Here is a 17,708-nt window from a genome sequence, read left to right on the forward strand (position 1 = left end):
AAGTTAGGATTTTCTTGATTTTGTTCTATAATAAATAAAAAATTTGGAAATCGGACATCAATGACCAACCTACAATCTCAAATTAGGAGGAGACCATGAACCAAAAAGTAAAAAATCTGCTGGATGATTGGCTAATTAATAATCCTGCCTTGTATGAAATCGCCAATAGTGTGCGCACGAAAATACGGCAACTGTCAGATACAGTAGTCGAAGAAGTGAAATATGGCGGTATTTTGTTTGCCGCCCCCGAACCGTTTTGCGGCATTTTTGTTTATAAGCAGCATGTAACTGTGGAATTTGGTCGTGGCGCCGAGATGGCAGACCCATACGGTTTGTTGGAAGGCAAGGGTAAAGGCCGTCGCCATTTGAAATTACATACGCTTGAAGATATAGAAAACAAGCATTTGACGGATTACTTGCGATTGGCTCAAAAAGCAGCAGAATAAAATTGCTGAGCGAGCCTTGCAGGATTTACAGCCTTATTTGGATAAATAATCTATTTTCTATCATTATCTAATAAAAATCATTAAAAAGTTAGGAATTTCCTAACTTTTTTGCTTAATTTGTGATATAATAAATAAAAATTTTGAAAATAGAAAGTTTTCTGAAAATGAATAAATCCTATTTTTACCTTGAAATGAAGACACATGAGTTGGTCGTTCCTTATACTAAGCAAAAACGCCGTGTCCGCGTTTTGCTTCCAAAGAACTATAGCCAGGATACAAACAAGACCTATCCAGTCGTTTATTTTCACGACGGCCAAAACGTTCTCTATAGCAAGGAGTCTTTCAGCGGTCATTCGTGGAAAGTCATTCCGACAATCAAGCGTAATCCTGATATTGAGAAAATGATTGTTGTGGCTATTGACAACGATGGCCAACGGCGGATGAATGAATACTCAGCTTGGAAGTTCCAAGAGTCCAATATTCCTGGCATTCAGTTTGGCGGCAAGGGAACGGAGTATGCGGAGTTTGTCATGGAAGTCGTCAAGCCTTTTATCGACCAGCATTATCGGACCAAGTCAGATCGACTGCATACGGCCATGATTGGCTCTTCTCTTGGGGGAAATATCAGCCAGTTTATCGGCGTTGAATACCAAGATCAGATTGGTTGTCTGGGCATCTTTTCATCAGCAAATTGGCTGCATCAGGAAGCCTTTGACCGTTATATTGAGAGAAAAAAACTTCAGGCTGACCAGCGAGTTTTCATTTATGTTGGGACAGAAGAGGCTGATGATACGGATAAGACATTGATGGCTGGCAACATCAAGCAGGCCTATATTGATTCATCGCTCAGCTATTTCCGACAGTTGCTTGTGTCTGGGGTAGATTTGGCAAATATTCAGATTAAGATCCAGTCTGGAGCTATTCATAATGAAATCGCTTGGGCAGAGCACTTGCCAGACTGTTTCCGTTTTATCAGCGAGAAATGGTAATCTAGTCAAACAGTGAGAAAGAGGTAAAAACTATGCATGTAGAATTTTTAAGTCATTGGAGCGGCAATCTAGGTCGTGAAATGTATGTCAATCGCTATGGCCATGCTGGGCTCCCGATTATAGTCTTCGCATCATCAGGCGGCAGCCATAATGAATATGCTGACTTCGGTATGATTGAGGCCTGCGCTGGTTTTATCGAGGCCGGCAAGGTCCAATTTTTCACTCTCAGTAGCGTTGATAGTGAGAGTTGGTTGGCGGACTGGAAGCATCCTCACGACCGAGCAGAAATGCATCGTGCCTATGAGCTATATGTCATCGAGGAAGCTATTCCTTTTGTCAAACATAAGACAGGTTGGTTTGACCCTATGATGACGACAGGCTGCTCCATGGGTGCTTATCATGCCGTTAATTTCTTCCTGCAGCATCCGGATGTTTTCAATAAAGTGATTGCCCTCAGTGGTGTCTACGATGCACGTTTCTTTGTTGGTGACAATTTGAACGACGAAGTCATTTATCAAAACTCACCAGCCGACTATATCTGGAACCAAAATGATGGCTGGTTTATTGACCGCTATCGACAGGCCGATATTATCGTTTGTACTGGCTTGGGCGACTGGGAGCAGGATGGTTTGCCTTCCTTCTACACGCTGAAAGAAGCTTTTGAGCATAAGAATATTCCAGCTTGGTTTGCTGAATGGGGCCATGATGTTTCCCATGACTGGATTTGGTGGCGTAAGCAAATACCTTATTTCCTTAATGAACTCAATCTTTAAAGGAGGTTTCCTATGAATTATATCGTTATTTCTCCCTACTATCCGCAAAATTTTCAGCAGTTTACAGTGGAACTGGCTAACAAAGGAATCACTGTTCTGGGAATCGGTCAGGAGCCTTATGACCAGCTAGACCAGCCTTTGAAGGATTCATTGACTGAATACTTCAGAGTAGAAAATCTTGAAAATCTTGACGAAGTAAAAAGAGCAGTTGCCTTTCTCTTCTACAAGCATGGACCTATTGATCGGATTGAGTCACATAATGAATACTGGCTGGAACTGGATGCTGAGTTGCGCGAGCAATTCAATGTCTTTGGAGCAAAACCAAAAGACTTGAAAAAGACCAAGTTCAAATCAGAAATGAAGAAACTCTTTAAAAAAGCAGGCGTTCCAGTCGTACCTGGTCAGATTGTCAATACAGAAGCAGGCGCTGATTTGGCTGTCAAGAAACTCGGTCTGCCTTTGATTGCCAAGCCTGATAACGGAGTGGGAGCAGCTGCGACCTTTAAGCTAGAAACAGCAGAAGATGTCGAACGGTTCAAGCAAGAATGGGACCATCAGACAGCTTATTTCTTTGAAAAGTTTGTCCAGTCTGGCGAAATCTGTACTTTTGACGGTTTGGTAGATAAGGACGGTCAGATCGTCTTTGCAACCACCTTTGATTATGCTCATACGCCGCTTGATTTGATGATCTATAAGATGGACAATTCCTACTACGTTCTTAAGGATATGGATCCAAAACTGCGTGCTTATGGAGAAGCGATTGTCAAAATCTTCGGCATGAAAGAACGCTTTTTCCATATTGAGTTCTTCCGCGAGGGTGATGATTATGTAGCCATTGAGTACAATAACCGTCCAGCTGGCGGCTTTACCATTGATGTCTATAATTTCGCCCACTCAATCGATCTTTACAGAGGCTATGCAGCAATTGTAGCAGGAGAGCCTTTCCCAGCTGCCCACATGGAGCCTTTGTTCTGTCTGGCAACCTCACGCCGTGCATCGACAAACTATGCTTACCCTGAGGCTGACTTGCTGGAGAAATACAGAGATAACTTCAAGGTTAAAAAAGACATGCCGGCTGCATTTGCGGAGCTTCAAGGTGACTACCTCTATATGCTAACAACACCAAGCCGTGAGCAAATGGAGCAGATGATTGCAGATTTTGCTAAACAGGCAGATTAATCGGAAGCATGCTCTGCTATTATTTTCGTATAACAGTTTCAAAATAGTAAAAACTACTCTAGCACAAAAAGTTTGTGAAATTTCTATTTTGGTATCGAAAACCAGTTTATCCAATGGATTGACTGGTTTTTCTTTGTGAAATGCAAGTGAGCAAAAGTTTTGACAGTGCTTACAGCTTTAGATAGAATTAAGTAGAAGAATTATGCTTAGAAAGGCAAAAAAATGGCAACTTTAGATAAAGATCTTTTATTAGAGATGTTCCGTAAGATGGAAGAAATCCGTCGCATGGACTTAAAAATTGCTCAACTTGTAAAAAAAGGAAAGGTTCCTGGTATGACTCACTTCTCAGTAGGTGAGGAAGCAGCCAATGTCGGTGCTATGCTGGCTTTGAATGAGGATGATTTGCTGACTTCTAATCACCGGGGACACGGTCAAGCTATCGCAAAAGGAATCAACCTCAACGAAATGATGGCTGAAATCCTAGGAAAATACACTGGGACCTGTAAAGGAAAAGGTGGTTCTATGCATATTGCTGACCTAGACGCTGGAAATCTTGGTGCCAATGGTATCGTAGGTGGCGGCATGGGAATTGCTGTCGGAGCAGCTCTGACCCAGCAAATGCAGAAGACAGGCAAGATTGTTGTCTGCTTCTTTGGTGACGGTGCTACTAACGAAGGTGTCTTCCACGAAGCAGTCAACATGGCTTCCATCTGGAATCTACCCGTAATTTTCTATTGTATCAATAACGGCTATGGTATTTCTGCTGACATCAAGAAAATGACCAATGTAGAGCACATCCACGAGCGCAGCGCAGCTTATGGCATTCCAGGTATGTTCATCGAAGATGGTAATAATGTTCTGGATGTCTATGAAGGCTTCCAAAAGGCTGTGGAGCATGTTCGCAGTGGTAAAGGACCTGTCTTGATTGAGAGTGTGACTTATCGTTGGTTGGGACACTCGTCTTCTGACCCAGGTAAATACCGTACTCGTGAAGAAGTAGAAGAATGGAAGAAAAAAGATCCAATCGAAAATCTTCGTAAATACTTGCTGGAAAACAAGATTGCAAGCGAGGAAGAGCTGGAAGCTATCCAAGCTGGAGTCAAAGAAGCAGTAGAAGCATCTGTGAAATTTGCAGAAGAAAGCCCATTCCCACCGCTTGAATCTGCCTTTGAAGATATTTACGCAGACTAAAGAGAGGAGAAAAAGAAAATGGAAACTAAAACTATGTCTTTTCGTGATACCATCATCCTCGCTATGTCTGAGGAAATGCGTCGCGATGAAAATGTACTCTTGATGGGAGAAGATGTTGGAGTCTTTGGTGGAGATTTCGGAACATCTGTTGGTATGCTGGAAGAGTTCGGTCCAGAGCGTGTACGTGACTGTCCGATTTCAGAAGCAGCTATTTCTGGAGCAGCAGCTGGAGCAGCTATGACAGGGCTGCGTCCAATCGTAGACATGACCTTTATGGACTTCTCTGTAATCGCCATGGATGCTATTGTCAACCAAGCCGCTAAAACGCGCTATATGTTTGGCGGAAAAGGGCAGGTGCCAATGACTGTCCGTTGTGCGGCAGGTAATGGAGTTGGTTCTGCAGCTCAGCACTCGCAGTCTTTGGAATCTTGGTTTACCCACATTCCAGGACTTAAGGTAGTCGCTCCAGGAACTCCTGCTGATATGAAGGGGCTCCTTAAGGCTTCTATCCGAGACAACAACCCAGTCATTATCCTGGAATATAAGTCTGAATTTAACCAAAAAGGCGAAGTGCCACTAGATCCTGAGTATGTGATCCCACTCGGTGTTGGCGAAATCAAAAAAGAAGGTACCGATGTAACAGTTGTTACCTACGGAAAAATGCTTCGCCGTGTCATGCAGGCGGCTGAAGAATTAGCAGAAGAAGGCATCTCTGTAGAAGTGGTCGACCCACGTACATTGGTGCCACTTGATAAGGATATTATCATCAACTCTGTTAAGAAGACTGGAAAGGTCGTTTTGGTCAATGACGCCCACAAAACTAGCGGTTTCATTGGTGAAATTTCAGCAATTATTTCTGAGTCTGAAGCATTTGACTATCTAGATGCCCCAATCCGCCGTTGTGCAGGTGAAGACGTGCCAATGCCTTATGCGCAAAACTTGGAAAACGCGATGATTCCGACTGTTGAAAGCATTAAAGACGCTATTCGGAAGACATATCATAAAGAATAAGGTATAATAAAGAAAAGGCTTTCTTACGAATTAGATTACATAAATTATTTTATGTAATCTAATCTTGTGTAGAGGGTCAAAGTAGCTAAAATTTTACTAATTGCAGACAATCGTTATTCGGACCGATTTTATCCGATGAACGAATTAGTAAGTCTACTAGGTTGGTCGCAGATAGCGTTAACCGTAGTAACTTGAGATACGTTTCGTATCCAAGTTACTTGTAGAGTTGAACATGGGCTAAAGTCTGTGTGAAAAATTAACTTTTCTAGAAACTAAAATTTCTTCGTTAAGTTTTCTATTTTCATTTTGATTTTTTTTACGCCCTTAATATCATAATTAGAATTGGAGAGGTCATGGCTGATGATAAGCTAAGAGCGACTCCTGCAGCTAGAAAGTTAGCGGATGATTTGGGAATCAACCTCTATGATGTTTCTGGCTCAGGCGCAAACGGTCGTGTCCACAAAGAAGACGTGGAAACTTATAAAGATACAAATGTGGTGCGCATTTCACCACTGGCAAAACGAATTGCCCAAGAACACAATATTGCTTGGCAAGAGATTCAAGGAACTGGCCATCGTGGCAAGATTATGAAGAAAGATGTTCTTGCTTTCTTGCCTGAGAATGTTGAGAGCGATACAATCAAATCTCCTGCTCAAATTGAAAAAGTGGAAGAAGTGCCTGATAATGTCACTCCTTACGGTGAAATTGAGCGTATTCCAATGACGCCGATGCGGAAAGTTATCGCTCAGCGGATGGTAGAATCTTATCTGACGGCGCCAACATTCACCCTTAACTATGATGTTGATATGACAGAAATGCTGGCCTTGCGTAAAAAAGTGCTGGATCCAATCATGGAAGCAACTGGCAAAAAAGTAACTGTCACAGACCTGCTTTCGCTGGCTGTTGTGAAGACATTGATGAAGCATCCTTATCTCAATTCGACTTTGACAGAGGATGGTAAGACCATTATCACACACAACTATGTCAACCTTTCAATGGCAGTCGGTATGGATAATGGCCTGATGACACCGGTTGTCTACAATGCAGAGAAAATGACTTTATCAGAGCTTGTGGTAGCCTTTAAAGATGTAATCGGACGTACTTTGGAAGGCAAGTTAGCTCCGAGCGAGCTGCAAAACTCAACTTTCACAATCAGTAACTTAGGTATGTTTGGCGTTCAGTCTTTTGGGCCAATCATCAATCAACCAAACTCTGCTATCTTAGGTGTGAGCTCGACAGTGGAAAAACCTGTCGTTGTTAATGGCGAAATTGTTATCCGTCCAATTATGAGCCTAGGCTTGACCATTGACCACCGTGTAGTTGACGGAATGGCTGGAGCTAAGTTTATGAAGGACTTGAAGGCTCTTATTGAAGACCCAATTTCAATGTTGGTATAAGATTTTCTTTGCTAGTCTGAAAAACAAAGAAACGAAACACTCAGCAAATGAAAAATTAAATTAGAAAAGGAAAGAAAAATGGCTTTAGAAGTAATTATGCCAAAAGCCGGCGTGGATATGACCGAAGGGCAAATTGTCCAATGGAATAAGAAAGTCGGCGAATTTGTCAAAGAAGGGGAAATTCTTCTGGAAATCATGACTGACAAGGTCAGCATGGAATTGGAAGCTGAAGAAGATGGCTACCTGATTGCCATTCTCAAAGGTGACGGAGAAACTGTTCCAGTAACGGAAGTCATCGGTTACTTAGGAGAAGAAGGAGAAAATATCCCAACTGCTGGCGGATCTGCACCTGCGGAAGCACCAGCTCCTGCAACAGCGGCAGCCAGCACAGATGAAGATAAGAGTGATGATGCTTACGATATCGTTGTTATCGGTGGCGGACCTGCTGGTTATGTAGCGGCTATCAAAGCAGCCCAGCTGGGTGGCAAGATTGCCTTGGTTGAGAAGTCTGAGCTGGGCGGAACCTGCTTGAATCGTGGTTGTATCCCTACAAAGACTTACTTGCACAATGCTGAAATCATTGAAAACCTTGGTCATGCTGCTAATCGAGGAATCATCATTGAAAATTCAAGTTTCTCGGTGGACATGGACAAGGTTCTTGAAACTAAAAATAAGGTTGTCAATACGCTTGTTGGCGGTGTTGCCGGCCTTCTCCGCAGCTATGGCGTAGATGTTCATAAGGGAATTGGTACCATTACTAAAGATAAGAATGTTTTGGTAAATGGTTCAGAATTGCTTGAAACCAAGAAAATCATCCTTGCTGGTGGTTCAAAAGTCAGCAAAATCAATGTTCCTGGTATGGAATCATCTCTTGTTATGACCAGTGATGATATTCTGGAAATGAACGAAGTGCCAGAAAATCTGGTAATTATCGGCGGTGGTGTTGTCGGTATTGAGCTTGGACAAGCCTTCATGACTTTCGGTAGCAAGGTAACCGTTATCGAAATGATGGATCGTATCGTCCCAGCTATGGATGCGGAAGTTTCTAAAAACCTTCGCCTCATCTTGGAGCGCAAGGGTATGACTATCCTTACTGAAACCAAGTTGGAAGAAATCGTCGAAGAAAACGGCAAACTCCGTATCAAGGTTGAAGGGAAAGAAGATATTGTCGCAGATAAGGCCTTGCTTTCTATCGGACGTGTGCCAGACCTAGAAGGCATTGGCGAGGTTGAGTTCGAACTGGATCGCGGCCGTATCAAGGTCAATGAGTACATGGAAACTTCTGTTTCAGGTATTTACGCACCAGGTGATATCAATGGTACTAAGATGCTGGCTCATGCAGCCTTCCGTATGGGTGAAGTCGCTGCTGAAAATGCTCTGAAAGGTAACCACCATGTTGCTAAACTCAATCTGACACCTGCAGCTATCTACACCCTGCCAGAAGTAGCAGCAGTTGGTTTGACAGAAGAGCAAGCTCGTGAGAAATACGATGTAACAATTGGTAAGTTCAACTTCGCTGCTAATGGCCGTGCTATCGCTTCAGACGCAGCTCAAGGCTTCGTTAAAGTCATTGCTGACAAGAAGTATGGTGAAGTGCTCGGTGTTCATATCATTGGTCCTGCTGCTGCAGAATTGATCAACGAAGCATCAACCATCATCGAAATGGAAATCACTGTCGAAGAAATGCTTAAGACTATCCACGGTCATCCAACCTTCTCAGAAGTTATGTACGAAGCTTTTGCGGACGTACTGGGATTGGCAGTTCACTCACCTAAGAAAAAATAATTTAAAAGATAGATTAGACTGGGCATACATCATTGTTCCAGTCTCTATCGTATAAAGAGGTAGCTTATGAAATACATTGTTAATTACTCAAATGATACAGCTTTTAATATTGCTTTGGAGGAATATGCTTTCAAACACCTCTTAGACGAGGATGAAATTTTCCTGCTCTGGATTAACAAACCCTCTATCATCGTGGGGCGTCACCAAAACACCATCGAAGAAATCAACCGTGATTATGTTCGTGAGCATGGCATTGAAGTCGTGCGTCGTATCAGCGGCGGGGGAGCTGTTTATCATGATCTAAACAACCTCAACTACACCATTATCTCTAAGGAAAGCGAAAATCGTGCCTTTGACTTCAAGAGTTTTTCTACGCCAGTTATCAACACCTTGGCAGAACTTGGGGTAAAGGCTGAATTCACTGGCCGTAATGACCTGGAAATTGACGGTAAGAAGTTCTGCGGCAATGCGCAGGCCTATATTAACGGCCGTATCATGCACCATGGTTGCCTGCTCTTTGATGTTGATTTGTCTGTCTTGGCCAATGCGCTTAAAGTTTCTAAAGACAAGTTCGAATCAAAAGGTGTTAAATCCGTTCGTGCACGCGTGACAAATATTGTCAATGAATTGCCAGAAAAGATTACTGTCGAAGAATTCCGTGACCTGCTTCTGGACTATATGAAGAAAGAGTATCCAGAAATGACAGAATATGTCTTTTCCGAGAAAGAACTGGAAGAAATCAAGCAAATCAGAGATAGTAAATTTGGAACTTGGGACTGGAACTATGGTAAATCGCCTGAATACAATGTACGTCGTGGCACCAAGTTTACCAGCGGTAAGGTAGAAATCTTCGCCAATGTTGTTGAATCCAAGATTCAGGATATTAAAATCTATGGAGATTTCTTTGGCATTGAAGATGTAGCAGCAGTAGAAGATGTGCTGCGCGGTGTTAAATACGAACGCGAAGATGTCCTGAGAGCTCTTGAAACGATTGATATTAGCCGCTACTTTGCTGGAATCAGCAGAGAAGAGATTGCCGAAGCTATCGTTGGTTAAAATATGACATAAAGAAAACCAAACTCTCAAAGAGTTTGGTTTTTCATATAAACAGTATATTTCAAATCAACAACATTCTTACGTTTCCTTAACCAGCTAGTTTTCTCTAGGCTTTATCTACCAGATATGATAAAATGATAGGGAATTAGAGAAAGGGGTGCCTTGATGCAGAAAGTCCCAGTAGAAAGCCTTGGTCTGTTTGAGCAGTTGGACCGCACAGTTGTAGCTTTTCTGAAGAAAAAACCATCTCCTAATCCAGACAATTTTTATGTTATCATATCTCCAGAAGATTATGAGAAAAAGAAAGAAGAATTTGAAAAATCAGGCTATCAAGCTGTGAAATTACCGCTTGGCATGGCGTTGGATAATGTTATTCAGCAACCTTCTTTCCAAAACCTAGTCATTGGCGGGCTCTACATGGTAGATGTTTTCGTTCCCAAGGAAGACCTGATGCCCTTGAAGGATCTTGTAGACAGCTTTTGTATCATGTTTGCAGCGGCTAATAATCGAATAGAGAATATCAAGGCTTACGATCTGATGAAGAGTAAAACGGTCTATTTTATCGGAAAACTCTTTACGGATAATCCTCAGCCGGGTGATGAAATTAGCTTTGAAGGGCTGAATAGAGAGACAGCAGAAGGCTCCTACGAAGCGGTCAAATGCTTCCTAACTAGAGAAAGCGCTGAAAAGTACAACACCAAAAATCGACCAGTTACAGCAGCAAATCTAGAACATCTCAAGCACTTCTGGGGCAAACCGTTGATTGTTGAACCCCATCGTAATTATTGGATTGAGTTTTTATAAAAGAAAGAGCGAAGCATCTAAAATAGATTTTTCGCTCTTTTGTTGTTATTGTTAATATTAAATTCACATATTTTAAATTATGTAATATTATAATTTATCCAAAGCGTTCTTTTGCTCATCATTGACAATGTGGGTGTAGAGGTCTGTTACCTGAGTGCTAGCATGCCCTAACTGGTGACTAACGAGAACTTGAGATTTGGTTGCATCGTATAAACGTGTAGCAAGCGTGTGACGGAGTTTGTGAGGTGTCACTCGCACCTTGAAGTCCTCAGAATACTTGGCCACCATTTTTTCAACACTGGAAGCATCGATTCGATTAGGAGTGCCGCGGTATTCAGTCAAAAAGAAAGCTGTATCAGTCTTTTCGGCTTTGTATCGCTTACTCCGAATGTTTAGATACTCTTCTAAATAGGGCTTAGCAAAAGCAGCAACATTGACAGAGTCCCTTTTTCCGCCTTTTCTTGTCACTTCAATGACCATCATCTTTAGATTGATGTCTTTCAGGTCTAGATTAACAGCTTCAGACAGACGAACACCAGAGGCTAGCAGCAAGGCAATGATAGCTAGATCACGTTCTTTGTTTTTGTTGAAGGAGGACAGAGCGCGATTAGAGAGCTTCTTAGGGTACTCTGTATCAATATACTGGAGGAATTCTTCTGTCTCATCTCCTAAAAAGAGCTTCTGCTTAATATTCTCAGCACGAGCAGCCAGAGTTTCCTTTTTCTTCTTAGTAGCAACCTTTTTCATCACATTTCGATAGAAGTAGGGCTCACCCTGCTCGTTTTCAACTTCCTCAGTCAGATATTTGTAGAGGCTGGACAAAGCTGACAGAGTTCGGTTGATAGTTGTCTGAGAAACACCGTTTTGTGTCGTGTTGGCATTGAGAAGCGGCCGCTCTCGCAGATAAAGAATGAAGGCCTCCATGTCTTTCTTGCTCATGTTTTCCAAGACAGAAAGAGGAATCTCAGCAATATGCGAAGCATCCGTGATACCAGATTCTAGCACCCAGTTAAAAAATCGATCATATTCTTTGAGATATTCGTATAAGGTTGTAAAACTATAAGGCACCGCCAGTTTTGATTGGTAATATTCTAGAATGTACCAGGGCATAGTGGCCTTAAGTTTATCAATTCTTTCTAATAACAGTTCACGTCTCATTATATTTCTCCGTTTTTCTATAATAGTAGTATAGCATATCTAGATATATTTTTCAAGAAAATTATAGTTTTTCGGAAAGATGATAGAGGGAGGTAAGCAATTAACAAAAAAATTTTAAGCAAAAAATGTACGTTACGTTATTCCCGTGAAAACTAAATCCTTCGTATACTTAAATTCGGGACATTTCTTTCCTCATTAGTTTACGATACATTTGATAACTACGACATTCAATAAATTGGCTTAAATTTGAAAAATAGTGAGATGAAGTTGTCACATCTTCATGACCAGCTAAAAGCATACACTTTTTAAATAATGTACTTTATACTTTTAATTCAGTTATATCAATGGCTTAACCTTAGTTTAGTCATTTGAAACCCTCGGCTTCGTATAAGTCTTTTAAGGTGACTAGGTTATCAGTCTCTTTTGATTCTGCATCTAGTGGCTTTTATTGAACCTGTTTTATAATTGATGGCTAAACCATTTTGAGCATTTGGAATAAAGACATTAAATTCATTCATGATAACATCATCATCTTCTACTTCAAACGCTTCTTTGTTTGGCGTTTTAGCTTCTAAAATAACACCTCGGCGTAACTCTATATTCAACATCAATTCCTTTTTCTAATGTATTAAGTATAACATTCTCAAAATAGAACATACCACAAGCTTTTCTAGTTTTGTGATTAGTATTGGCTCGATTACACCAATTAGTGATCATAACGAAGTCTTCCCGTTTACGGTAATCAAATTCGTCACAATAACCAATAATTGAATCTGCTATTAAATGTCCTCGATTAAAAATATCCTCACTGGGACACACTGAACAATCAATGTCTATTTGTTGTTTGCCATAGACATTATCAGGTTTAATTGTCCACTCTAAATACTTCCCTTTTTTATCCTTATGAGTCTCGGAAACTTCAAAATTATCTTTGTCTTTATTAAACCGTTTAGACAACAATACCTTTATTGTTTTAATTTCAATATTTTGTATTTCGTCCAAAATAATTTTATGCTGACAAATATTAGGCCATTTATCATCATCAAACATCTTATTGTTATTCAGAATGAAGAATCCACCATCATCATATGAAGAATTTTCTAGCAAATTCTTCAATTCAGGGTAGTCAAAGTAAGCTTGTTTAATATCTAATACTGAAGGTTTTAACTCTACTGTGTATTTATCACGACTGCTCATATGTTGTCCTCCTAAAAGTATAATTTTCCTTTTCTAAATTATAACACGGCTTTTACATGATTTAAACAGATAAATATAGAACTAAAATGTACATTATTCCAACTCCCCTCACCCACTCCATAACCACCAAAATATACAATTGAACCTACTACCTAATCACCATAAATCACTACTCAAAATGTACTTTATGCTAATAATTCAGTTGTATCAAGGGTTTAGCCCTTGATAAGTCAATTGTACATAAACTTTTAGTTTTAAGCAATCTAACTTTACTACAAAATAGATAATAAAAACAAGACAAAATTGAGAAATTAAACTCTGTCTTGTTTTACCTGAAACTTATTCTTCTAATTCGATTTTTTGAAAATAATCCAGTTGCCATTTTTGTGTTGCCTGAGCTGTTTTATTTAAATTTGTGCACCAGGACGGATAAAACCGCATAGCCATCTTTCCTTTACAATCCTTTGTAGAAAGAATTTTTTTACTGATAGCCACCTCTTTGGGAATTATAAATATACCGCAATGACGGTCCTCGATGACGACAATAACCAGTTCATCACCCAAGTCTTTATCAGTATAAGGGATATTCTTGTTGTCTTGGTCTTTTTTCCAAAAGACTGTAAAGTAGCCTTCTTTTCTGGGCGTTTTCTTTGCCAAACGGCATCTTTTATATTCTTGATCATCCTTTGGCCTAATCAAAATGCTTTCATAGTCTTCATTCCATTTTTCATTTATCAGATCAAAGTCACCATAATACCTATGAAGAATTTCTGTTATTTTCATTGTTTTGTCGCCTTTCTAATTTTTTACCAAAATTAAATTATGTAAAATAATTACTAGAATAAAAACCCTTTAATCAAATCAACTACTTGCTCATTTTGTGGTAGGGATGAATGATGTGCATCTTTGCCTACGACGACTACTTCTCTGTGTGAAGCAATCTTTCCTTTGTAAACCAAGCTTCCAGCCTCTACACTGCTTTTATGGACAATTCCGTCACCATCTCGGAAAAAAATTCCCAAAATTGATAAATGCTGCAGCTCCTTAGGAAGTTTTCCTTGGTTGGCTAAAAAATCATCTAACATCTCAACTCGATGATTGAGATTTTTCTTGTTTAGATTATAAGGACTGCCAATAGTCAGGAGCTTTTCCATCTCTAACCCAGAATGGTTTGCTAGGTATTGCTGCAGGAATACTGTATAAATTAGACCGCCGTTAGAATGCCCCAGCGCCTTAAAGCTGTCAAAAGAATATTTCTCTCGCAAAATAGTCAAGGCAGCGTCAAACATGGCCGCCTGCTGCTTGATGTTTTCATAACCATCGCTATTATTTTGAAAGCCAACCACAAAAATGGGATTTCTATCCTTCCGCTTCAAATGCCCTCGGTAAGTTATATGCCCGTCATTCCAGACTTTAATACGAACCAGACTATGATGTGGATGCTGATTGCGGTTGAGCTTTTTAACCATTCGATTAAATCGATTCTCTGTCGCCGAACTACCTGGAATCATGATAATAGGTTGAATTTCGACCTTGCTGTCAGGAAGATGAGAAATAGGGTGGCTAGGCAGCTTATTCAATAATTTTTGAAAGGTTTTAGCAAGTCGATGAATCAATTGAGTCAAAAAAGGCTTCATTCTAGTCTCCGTATCTGAATCTGATGTTTCCAAAAACAAGCCACATAAAACTTAGTTATGCGACTTGTTTTTTTGTTATCACTTCCGCTTCTTTTTGTTTTTCTTCATTTGCTTGGCCATTTTGTTCATGCTGCGGCGCATCAGGAACTCTCCGGCCTTACCCTTGAGTCCGCCGCCGAACATTTGGCTCATATCCGGCATGCCGGCTCCTCCTAAGCCTGACATATCTGGCATACCGCCTTGGCCCATCATGCCTTCCAGAGCTGACATGTCGGGCATCCCTCCGCCACCAGGCATGTTCTTAGGCATATTGTTTGGATTGAGCCCCATTTGCTTCATCATCTTGCTCATATCGCCTGACAGAACGCCCTGCATCATCTGCTTAGCTTGATTGAAGTCTTTGATAAACTTATTGACATCAACAAAGCTGTTACCTGAACCATTGGCAATCCGACGGCGACGGCTAGGACTCAGCAAGTCAGGATTTTCACGCTCAGCCGGTGTCATAGAGGATACGATAGCACGTTTGCGGGCAATTTCTTTCTCATCCACTTTGATATTTTTGAGGGCAGGATTATTAGCCATACCTGGGATCAGCTTGAGCAAATCTTCCATAGGCCCCATGCCTTGTACCTGATCCAGCTGATCAATGAAGTCATTGAAATCAAAGGTGTTTTCCCGCATCTTTTCAGCCATTTCAAGCGATTTTTTCTCATCGTATTCTTGAGAGGCTTTTTCAATCAGAGTCAGCATGTCCCCCATGCCCAGAATCCGGCTGGACATGCGGTCTGGGTGGAAGGTTTCAATATCAGTTATTTTTTCACCGGTACCAGTAAATTTAATAGGCTTACCAGTAATCTGACGAACAGACAGGGCTGCACCACCACGGGTATCGCCATCAATCTTAGTCAGGATAACCCCGGTCACTTCCAGTTGACTGTTAAATTCACGAGCGACATTAGCCGCTTCCTGACCAATCATGGCATCGACAACCAAGAGGATTTCATTCGGATTAGCCAGCGCTTTGACATCTGACAGCTCCTGCATGAGCTTTTCATCAATCTGAAGGCGCCCAGCCGTATCAATCAGGACATAGTCGTTGTGGTTAGCCTTGGCTTGCTCCAAACCTTGACGAACAATCTCAACAGCTGGAACTTCCGTACCTAAAGCAAAAACAGGTACATCAATTTGCTGTCCCAGTGTTTTCAGCTGATCAATAGCCGCCGGACGATAAATATCCGCCGCAATCATGAGCGGACGAGCATTTTCTTCTTTCTTGAGCTTATTAGCAAGCTTACCAGCAAAGGTAGTCTTACCAGCCCCTTGCAGACCAACCATCATGATAATAGTCGGAATTTTTGGTGACTTGATAATCTCAGCAGTATCAGAACCCAGGATAGTTGTCAGCTCTTCGTCAACAATCTTGATAATCTGTTGCGCTGGATTGAGGGTGTCGATAACCTCATGACCGACAGCGCGCTCACGGACTTTCTTGATAAAGTCTTTGACAACTGGCAGGGCAACATCGGCTTCTAAGAGGGCCAAACGAATCTCTTTGGTTGCTTCCTGAACATCGCTCTCTGAGATTTTTCCTTTTCTGCGCAGATTTTTAAAGACGTTCTGCAAACGTTCCGTTAAACTTTCAAATGCCATTTTTTATTTCTCCTAGTTTCTATTTCAATCAATTCAGTGGAAATTTTCCAAAACGTGTTAAACAAGCGTATTCTTCAGCAGAGACTTCTTTCATAATCTCATTTGGGTAGCCCCAGCAGCTGAAGCCTTCTTGCATTGCCTTAGAAAGATCGTCAGAGGAGATGATTTGTACTCTGGCAGGAAAAGATTCTTCCAACTCTAACAACCAGCAAGACATTCCCTTGTAGATAACTTGTTTAGCCATGATTACTCTCGGTTGTCAATACCAGACAGAATCCCAATCTGCTCCTGCAGATAGCTGTCGTCAGGGTATTTCTCTGTAATCTGGTCAAATATCTGACTTCTGACGATGTAGTCCGAGTACATGTGCAGCTTTTTCTCATAGTCTTCCAGAATCTTCTCTGTCCGCTTGATATTATCATAAACGGCCTGACGGCTAACACCAAACTCCTCGGCAATCTCCGCCAGACTGTAATCATCTGCATAGTAGAGCTCGATATAGTTCATCTGCTTGTCAGTCAAAAGCGCCGCATAAAACTCAAAGAGAGCATTCATTCGGTTTGTTTTTTCAATTTCCATAAGAAACATTATACCAGAAAAGCATGATAAACTCTAGTCTGACAAGGGAAATAAACACTCGAAATATGAGATTGCAAAACTTCAATCAGCTTTTTCTTCTGTGTAAAAGACAAGATAAAAACCCTTGGTGATAACCAAGGGTTTTGCAATAATTAATTGTTTTCCAAATAAAATTCAAAACGATCGCCAACATACTGACTTTTTACATATTCAAAAGCTGTTCCGTCATCAAAGTAAGAAATCTGAGTCAGTCCTAAGATGGCATGGCCACGGGGAATATCAAGGTAATTGGCAATTTTTTCCTTAGCCAGCCGAGCATAAATCGTCTGCTGAGACTTGCCAATCTTATAGCCATGTTCCTGCAAGGTCTGGAAGAAATGACTGGTTACCTCTTCTTTTTTGAAATTCTTAATGAACTTCTCTGGAATTGAAGCCACCTCGTAGACCACCGGCAAATCGTCAGCGTAGCGAACCCGCTCCATCCGAATGACATTTTCTGTCTTATGGATGCCTAGCTTTTCCACTTCCTGCTCGCTCGGCAAGGTACGCCGATAAGAAATAAGCTGGCTGGATGGCGTTTTGCCTTGCGCCTTCATGATTTCTGTGAAGCTGGTGGTGCCGCGCATTTTCTCCTGAACACGTGTACTGGCAACGAAGGTGCCACTACCGACTCGACGCTCTAGCACTCCCTCATCAACCAAGAGTGTGATAGCTTGACGCAGGGTCATACGGCTGACCTTAAAGGTTTCGGCTAGATCTCGCTCACTGGGCAGGCGTTCCCCAATCTCCCAAACGGCATCGTCAATGTCTTTCTTAATCTGATCATGAATTTTGATATATGCGGGCAACATGT

At 41.2% G+C, this 17,708-nt stretch carries 19 protein-coding genes; 10 read left to right on the top strand and 9 right to left on the bottom strand.

The window, feature by feature from the left end; translation table 11 throughout:
- Positions 1-95: 95 nt before the first annotated feature.
- From MFP28_RS06055 to MFP28_RS06100, 10 genes are all read left to right on the top strand, one after another.
- Entirely contained in the window at positions 96-446 is a 351-nt protein-coding gene (locus MFP28_RS06055) for a DUF1801 domain-containing protein (protein WP_002906562.1), read from the top strand.
- 164 nt (positions 447-610) lie between these two features.
- On the top strand, positions 611-1,435 hold the full coding sequence (locus tag MFP28_RS06060) for an alpha/beta hydrolase (RefSeq protein WP_002906563.1): 825 nt from the start codon (positions 611-613) through the stop codon (positions 1,433-1,435).
- 32 nt (positions 1,436-1,467) lie between these two features.
- Positions 1,468-2,208, top strand: a complete 741-nt coding sequence (locus tag MFP28_RS06065) for an esterase family protein (RefSeq protein WP_002906565.1) — start codon at positions 1,468-1,470, stop codon at positions 2,206-2,208.
- Positions 2,209-2,220: 12 nt separating this feature from the next.
- Positions 2,221-3,387, top strand: coding sequence for an ATP-grasp domain-containing protein (locus MFP28_RS06070; protein WP_002906567.1), 1,167 nt, complete (start codon positions 2,221-2,223; stop codon positions 3,385-3,387).
- 222 nt (positions 3,388-3,609) lie between these two features.
- A complete protein-coding gene (locus tag MFP28_RS06075; protein ID WP_002906568.1) occupies positions 3,610-4,578 on the top strand; it encodes a thiamine pyrophosphate-dependent dehydrogenase E1 component subunit alpha in 969 nt (322 codons plus the stop codon).
- A gap of 18 nt (positions 4,579-4,596) precedes the next feature.
- Positions 4,597-5,589 (top strand): alpha-ketoacid dehydrogenase subunit beta, encoded by a 993-nt coding sequence (locus MFP28_RS06080; RefSeq protein WP_002900354.1) that lies wholly within the window; start codon positions 4,597-4,599, stop codon positions 5,587-5,589.
- Between the two features lie 353 nt (positions 5,590-5,942).
- The gene (locus tag MFP28_RS06085) at positions 5,943-6,986 is read left to right on the top strand and encodes a dihydrolipoamide acetyltransferase (protein ID WP_002906569.1); all 1,044 of its coding nucleotides are present in this window, start codon (positions 5,943-5,945) and stop codon (positions 6,984-6,986) included.
- A gap of 78 nt (positions 6,987-7,064) precedes the next feature.
- Complete coding sequence (lpdA, locus tag MFP28_RS06090) at positions 7,065-8,771, top strand: dihydrolipoyl dehydrogenase (RefSeq protein WP_002906570.1); 1,707 nt, start codon at positions 7,065-7,067, stop codon at positions 8,769-8,771.
- A 66-nt stretch (positions 8,772-8,837) separates the two neighbouring features.
- Positions 8,838-9,827, top strand: a complete 990-nt coding sequence (locus MFP28_RS06095) for a lipoate--protein ligase (RefSeq protein WP_002906571.1) — start codon at positions 8,838-8,840, stop codon at positions 9,825-9,827.
- Between the two features lie 165 nt (positions 9,828-9,992).
- A complete protein-coding gene (locus MFP28_RS06100; protein WP_002906572.1) occupies positions 9,993-10,631 on the top strand; it encodes a hypothetical protein in 639 nt (212 codons plus the stop codon).
- Between the two features lie 87 nt (positions 10,632-10,718).
- Here MFP28_RS06100 and xerS read toward each other — a convergent pair whose 3' ends face one another.
- From xerS to MFP28_RS06145, 9 genes are all read right to left on the bottom strand, one after another.
- On the bottom strand, positions 10,719-11,789 hold the full coding sequence (gene xerS / locus MFP28_RS06105) for a tyrosine recombinase XerS (RefSeq protein WP_002906573.1): 1,071 nt from the start codon (positions 11,787-11,789) through the stop codon (positions 10,719-10,721).
- A 413-nt stretch (positions 11,790-12,202) separates the two neighbouring features.
- A complete protein-coding gene (locus MFP28_RS06110) occupies positions 12,203-12,397 on the bottom strand; it encodes a hypothetical protein (RefSeq protein ID WP_427191998.1) in 195 nt (64 codons plus the stop codon).
- Positions 12,354-12,986, bottom strand: a complete 633-nt coding sequence (locus MFP28_RS06115; RefSeq protein ID WP_427191999.1) for a hypothetical protein — start codon at positions 12,984-12,986, stop codon at positions 12,354-12,356. The genes MFP28_RS06110 and MFP28_RS06115 overlap by 44 nt, the downstream gene beginning before the upstream one ends.
- A gap of 339 nt (positions 12,987-13,325) precedes the next feature.
- Positions 13,326-13,769: a MepB family protein gene (locus tag MFP28_RS06120; RefSeq protein WP_002906575.1), complete on the bottom strand. Its 444-nt coding sequence runs from the start codon at positions 13,767-13,769 to the stop codon at positions 13,326-13,328.
- A 53-nt stretch (positions 13,770-13,822) separates the two neighbouring features.
- Positions 13,823-14,623 carry an alpha/beta hydrolase gene (locus tag MFP28_RS06125; protein WP_002906576.1) on the bottom strand — a complete coding sequence of 267 codons (801 nt, stop codon included), beginning with the start codon at positions 14,621-14,623 and terminating at the stop codon, positions 13,823-13,825.
- A 78-nt stretch (positions 14,624-14,701) separates the two neighbouring features.
- Positions 14,702-16,276, bottom strand: coding sequence for a signal recognition particle protein (gene ffh, locus MFP28_RS06130; protein WP_002906577.1), 1,575 nt, complete (start codon positions 16,274-16,276; stop codon positions 14,702-14,704).
- Between the two features lie 28 nt (positions 16,277-16,304).
- Positions 16,305-16,520, bottom strand: coding sequence for a hypothetical protein (locus MFP28_RS06135; RefSeq protein ID WP_002906579.1), 216 nt, complete (start codon positions 16,518-16,520; stop codon positions 16,305-16,307).
- A gap of 2 nt (positions 16,521-16,522) precedes the next feature.
- On the bottom strand, positions 16,523-16,855 hold the full coding sequence (locus MFP28_RS06140; protein ID WP_032907526.1) for a putative DNA-binding protein: 333 nt from the start codon (positions 16,853-16,855) through the stop codon (positions 16,523-16,525).
- 152 nt (positions 16,856-17,007) lie between these two features.
- The gene (locus MFP28_RS06145; protein ID WP_002895508.1) at positions 17,008-17,706 is read right to left on the bottom strand and encodes a GntR family transcriptional regulator; all 699 of its coding nucleotides are present in this window, start codon (positions 17,704-17,706) and stop codon (positions 17,008-17,010) included.
- Positions 17,707-17,708: the final 2 nt, after the last annotated feature.

The sequence above is a fragment of the Streptococcus sanguinis genome (assembly GCF_050234405.1).
GTDB lineage: Bacteria > Bacillota > Bacilli > Lactobacillales > Streptococcaceae > Streptococcus > Streptococcus sanguinis_W.

Coding starts and splice junctions, on each gene's coding strand:
- MFP28_RS06055 (WP_002906562.1), top strand. CDS start 96: ATGAACCAAAAAGTAAAAAATCTGCTGGATGATTGGCTAATTAATAAT.
- MFP28_RS06060 (WP_002906563.1), top strand. CDS start 611: ATGAATAAATCCTATTTTTACCTTGAAATGAAGACACATGAGTTGGTC.
- MFP28_RS06065 (WP_002906565.1), top strand. CDS start 1,468: ATGCATGTAGAATTTTTAAGTCATTGGAGCGGCAATCTAGGTCGTGAA.
- MFP28_RS06070 (WP_002906567.1), top strand. CDS start 2,221: ATGAATTATATCGTTATTTCTCCCTACTATCCGCAAAATTTTCAGCAG.
- MFP28_RS06075 (WP_002906568.1), top strand. CDS start 3,610: ATGGCAACTTTAGATAAAGATCTTTTATTAGAGATGTTCCGTAAGATG.
- MFP28_RS06080 (WP_002900354.1), top strand. CDS start 4,597: ATGGAAACTAAAACTATGTCTTTTCGTGATACCATCATCCTCGCTATG.
- MFP28_RS06085 (WP_002906569.1), top strand. CDS start 5,943: ATGGCTGATGATAAGCTAAGAGCGACTCCTGCAGCTAGAAAGTTAGCG.
- lpdA (WP_002906570.1), top strand. CDS start 7,065: ATGGCTTTAGAAGTAATTATGCCAAAAGCCGGCGTGGATATGACCGAA.
- MFP28_RS06095 (WP_002906571.1), top strand. CDS start 8,838: ATGAAATACATTGTTAATTACTCAAATGATACAGCTTTTAATATTGCT.
- MFP28_RS06100 (WP_002906572.1), top strand. CDS start 9,993: ATGCAGAAAGTCCCAGTAGAAAGCCTTGGTCTGTTTGAGCAGTTGGAC.
- xerS (WP_002906573.1), bottom strand. CDS start 11,789: ATGAGACGTGAACTGTTATTAGAAAGAATTGATAAACTTAAGGCCACT.
- MFP28_RS06110 (WP_427191998.1), bottom strand. CDS start 12,397: ATGTTGAATATAGAGTTACGCCGAGGTGTTATTTTAGAAGCTAAAACG.
- MFP28_RS06115 (WP_427191999.1), bottom strand. CDS start 12,986: ATGAGCAGTCGTGATAAATACACAGTAGAGTTAAAACCTTCAGTATTA.
- MFP28_RS06120 (WP_002906575.1), bottom strand. CDS start 13,769: ATGAAAATAACAGAAATTCTTCATAGGTATTATGGTGACTTTGATCTG.
- MFP28_RS06125 (WP_002906576.1), bottom strand. CDS start 14,623: ATGAAGCCTTTTTTGACTCAATTGATTCATCGACTTGCTAAAACCTTT.
- ffh (WP_002906577.1), bottom strand. CDS start 16,276: ATGGCATTTGAAAGTTTAACGGAACGTTTGCAGAACGTCTTTAAAAAT.
- MFP28_RS06135 (WP_002906579.1), bottom strand. CDS start 16,520: ATGGCTAAACAAGTTATCTACAAGGGAATGTCTTGCTGGTTGTTAGAG.
- MFP28_RS06140 (WP_032907526.1), bottom strand. CDS start 16,855: ATGGAAATTGAAAAAACAAACCGAATGAATGCTCTCTTTGAGTTTTAT.
- MFP28_RS06145 (WP_002895508.1), bottom strand. CDS start 17,706: ATGTTGCCCGCATATATCAAAATTCATGATCAGATTAAGAAAGACATT.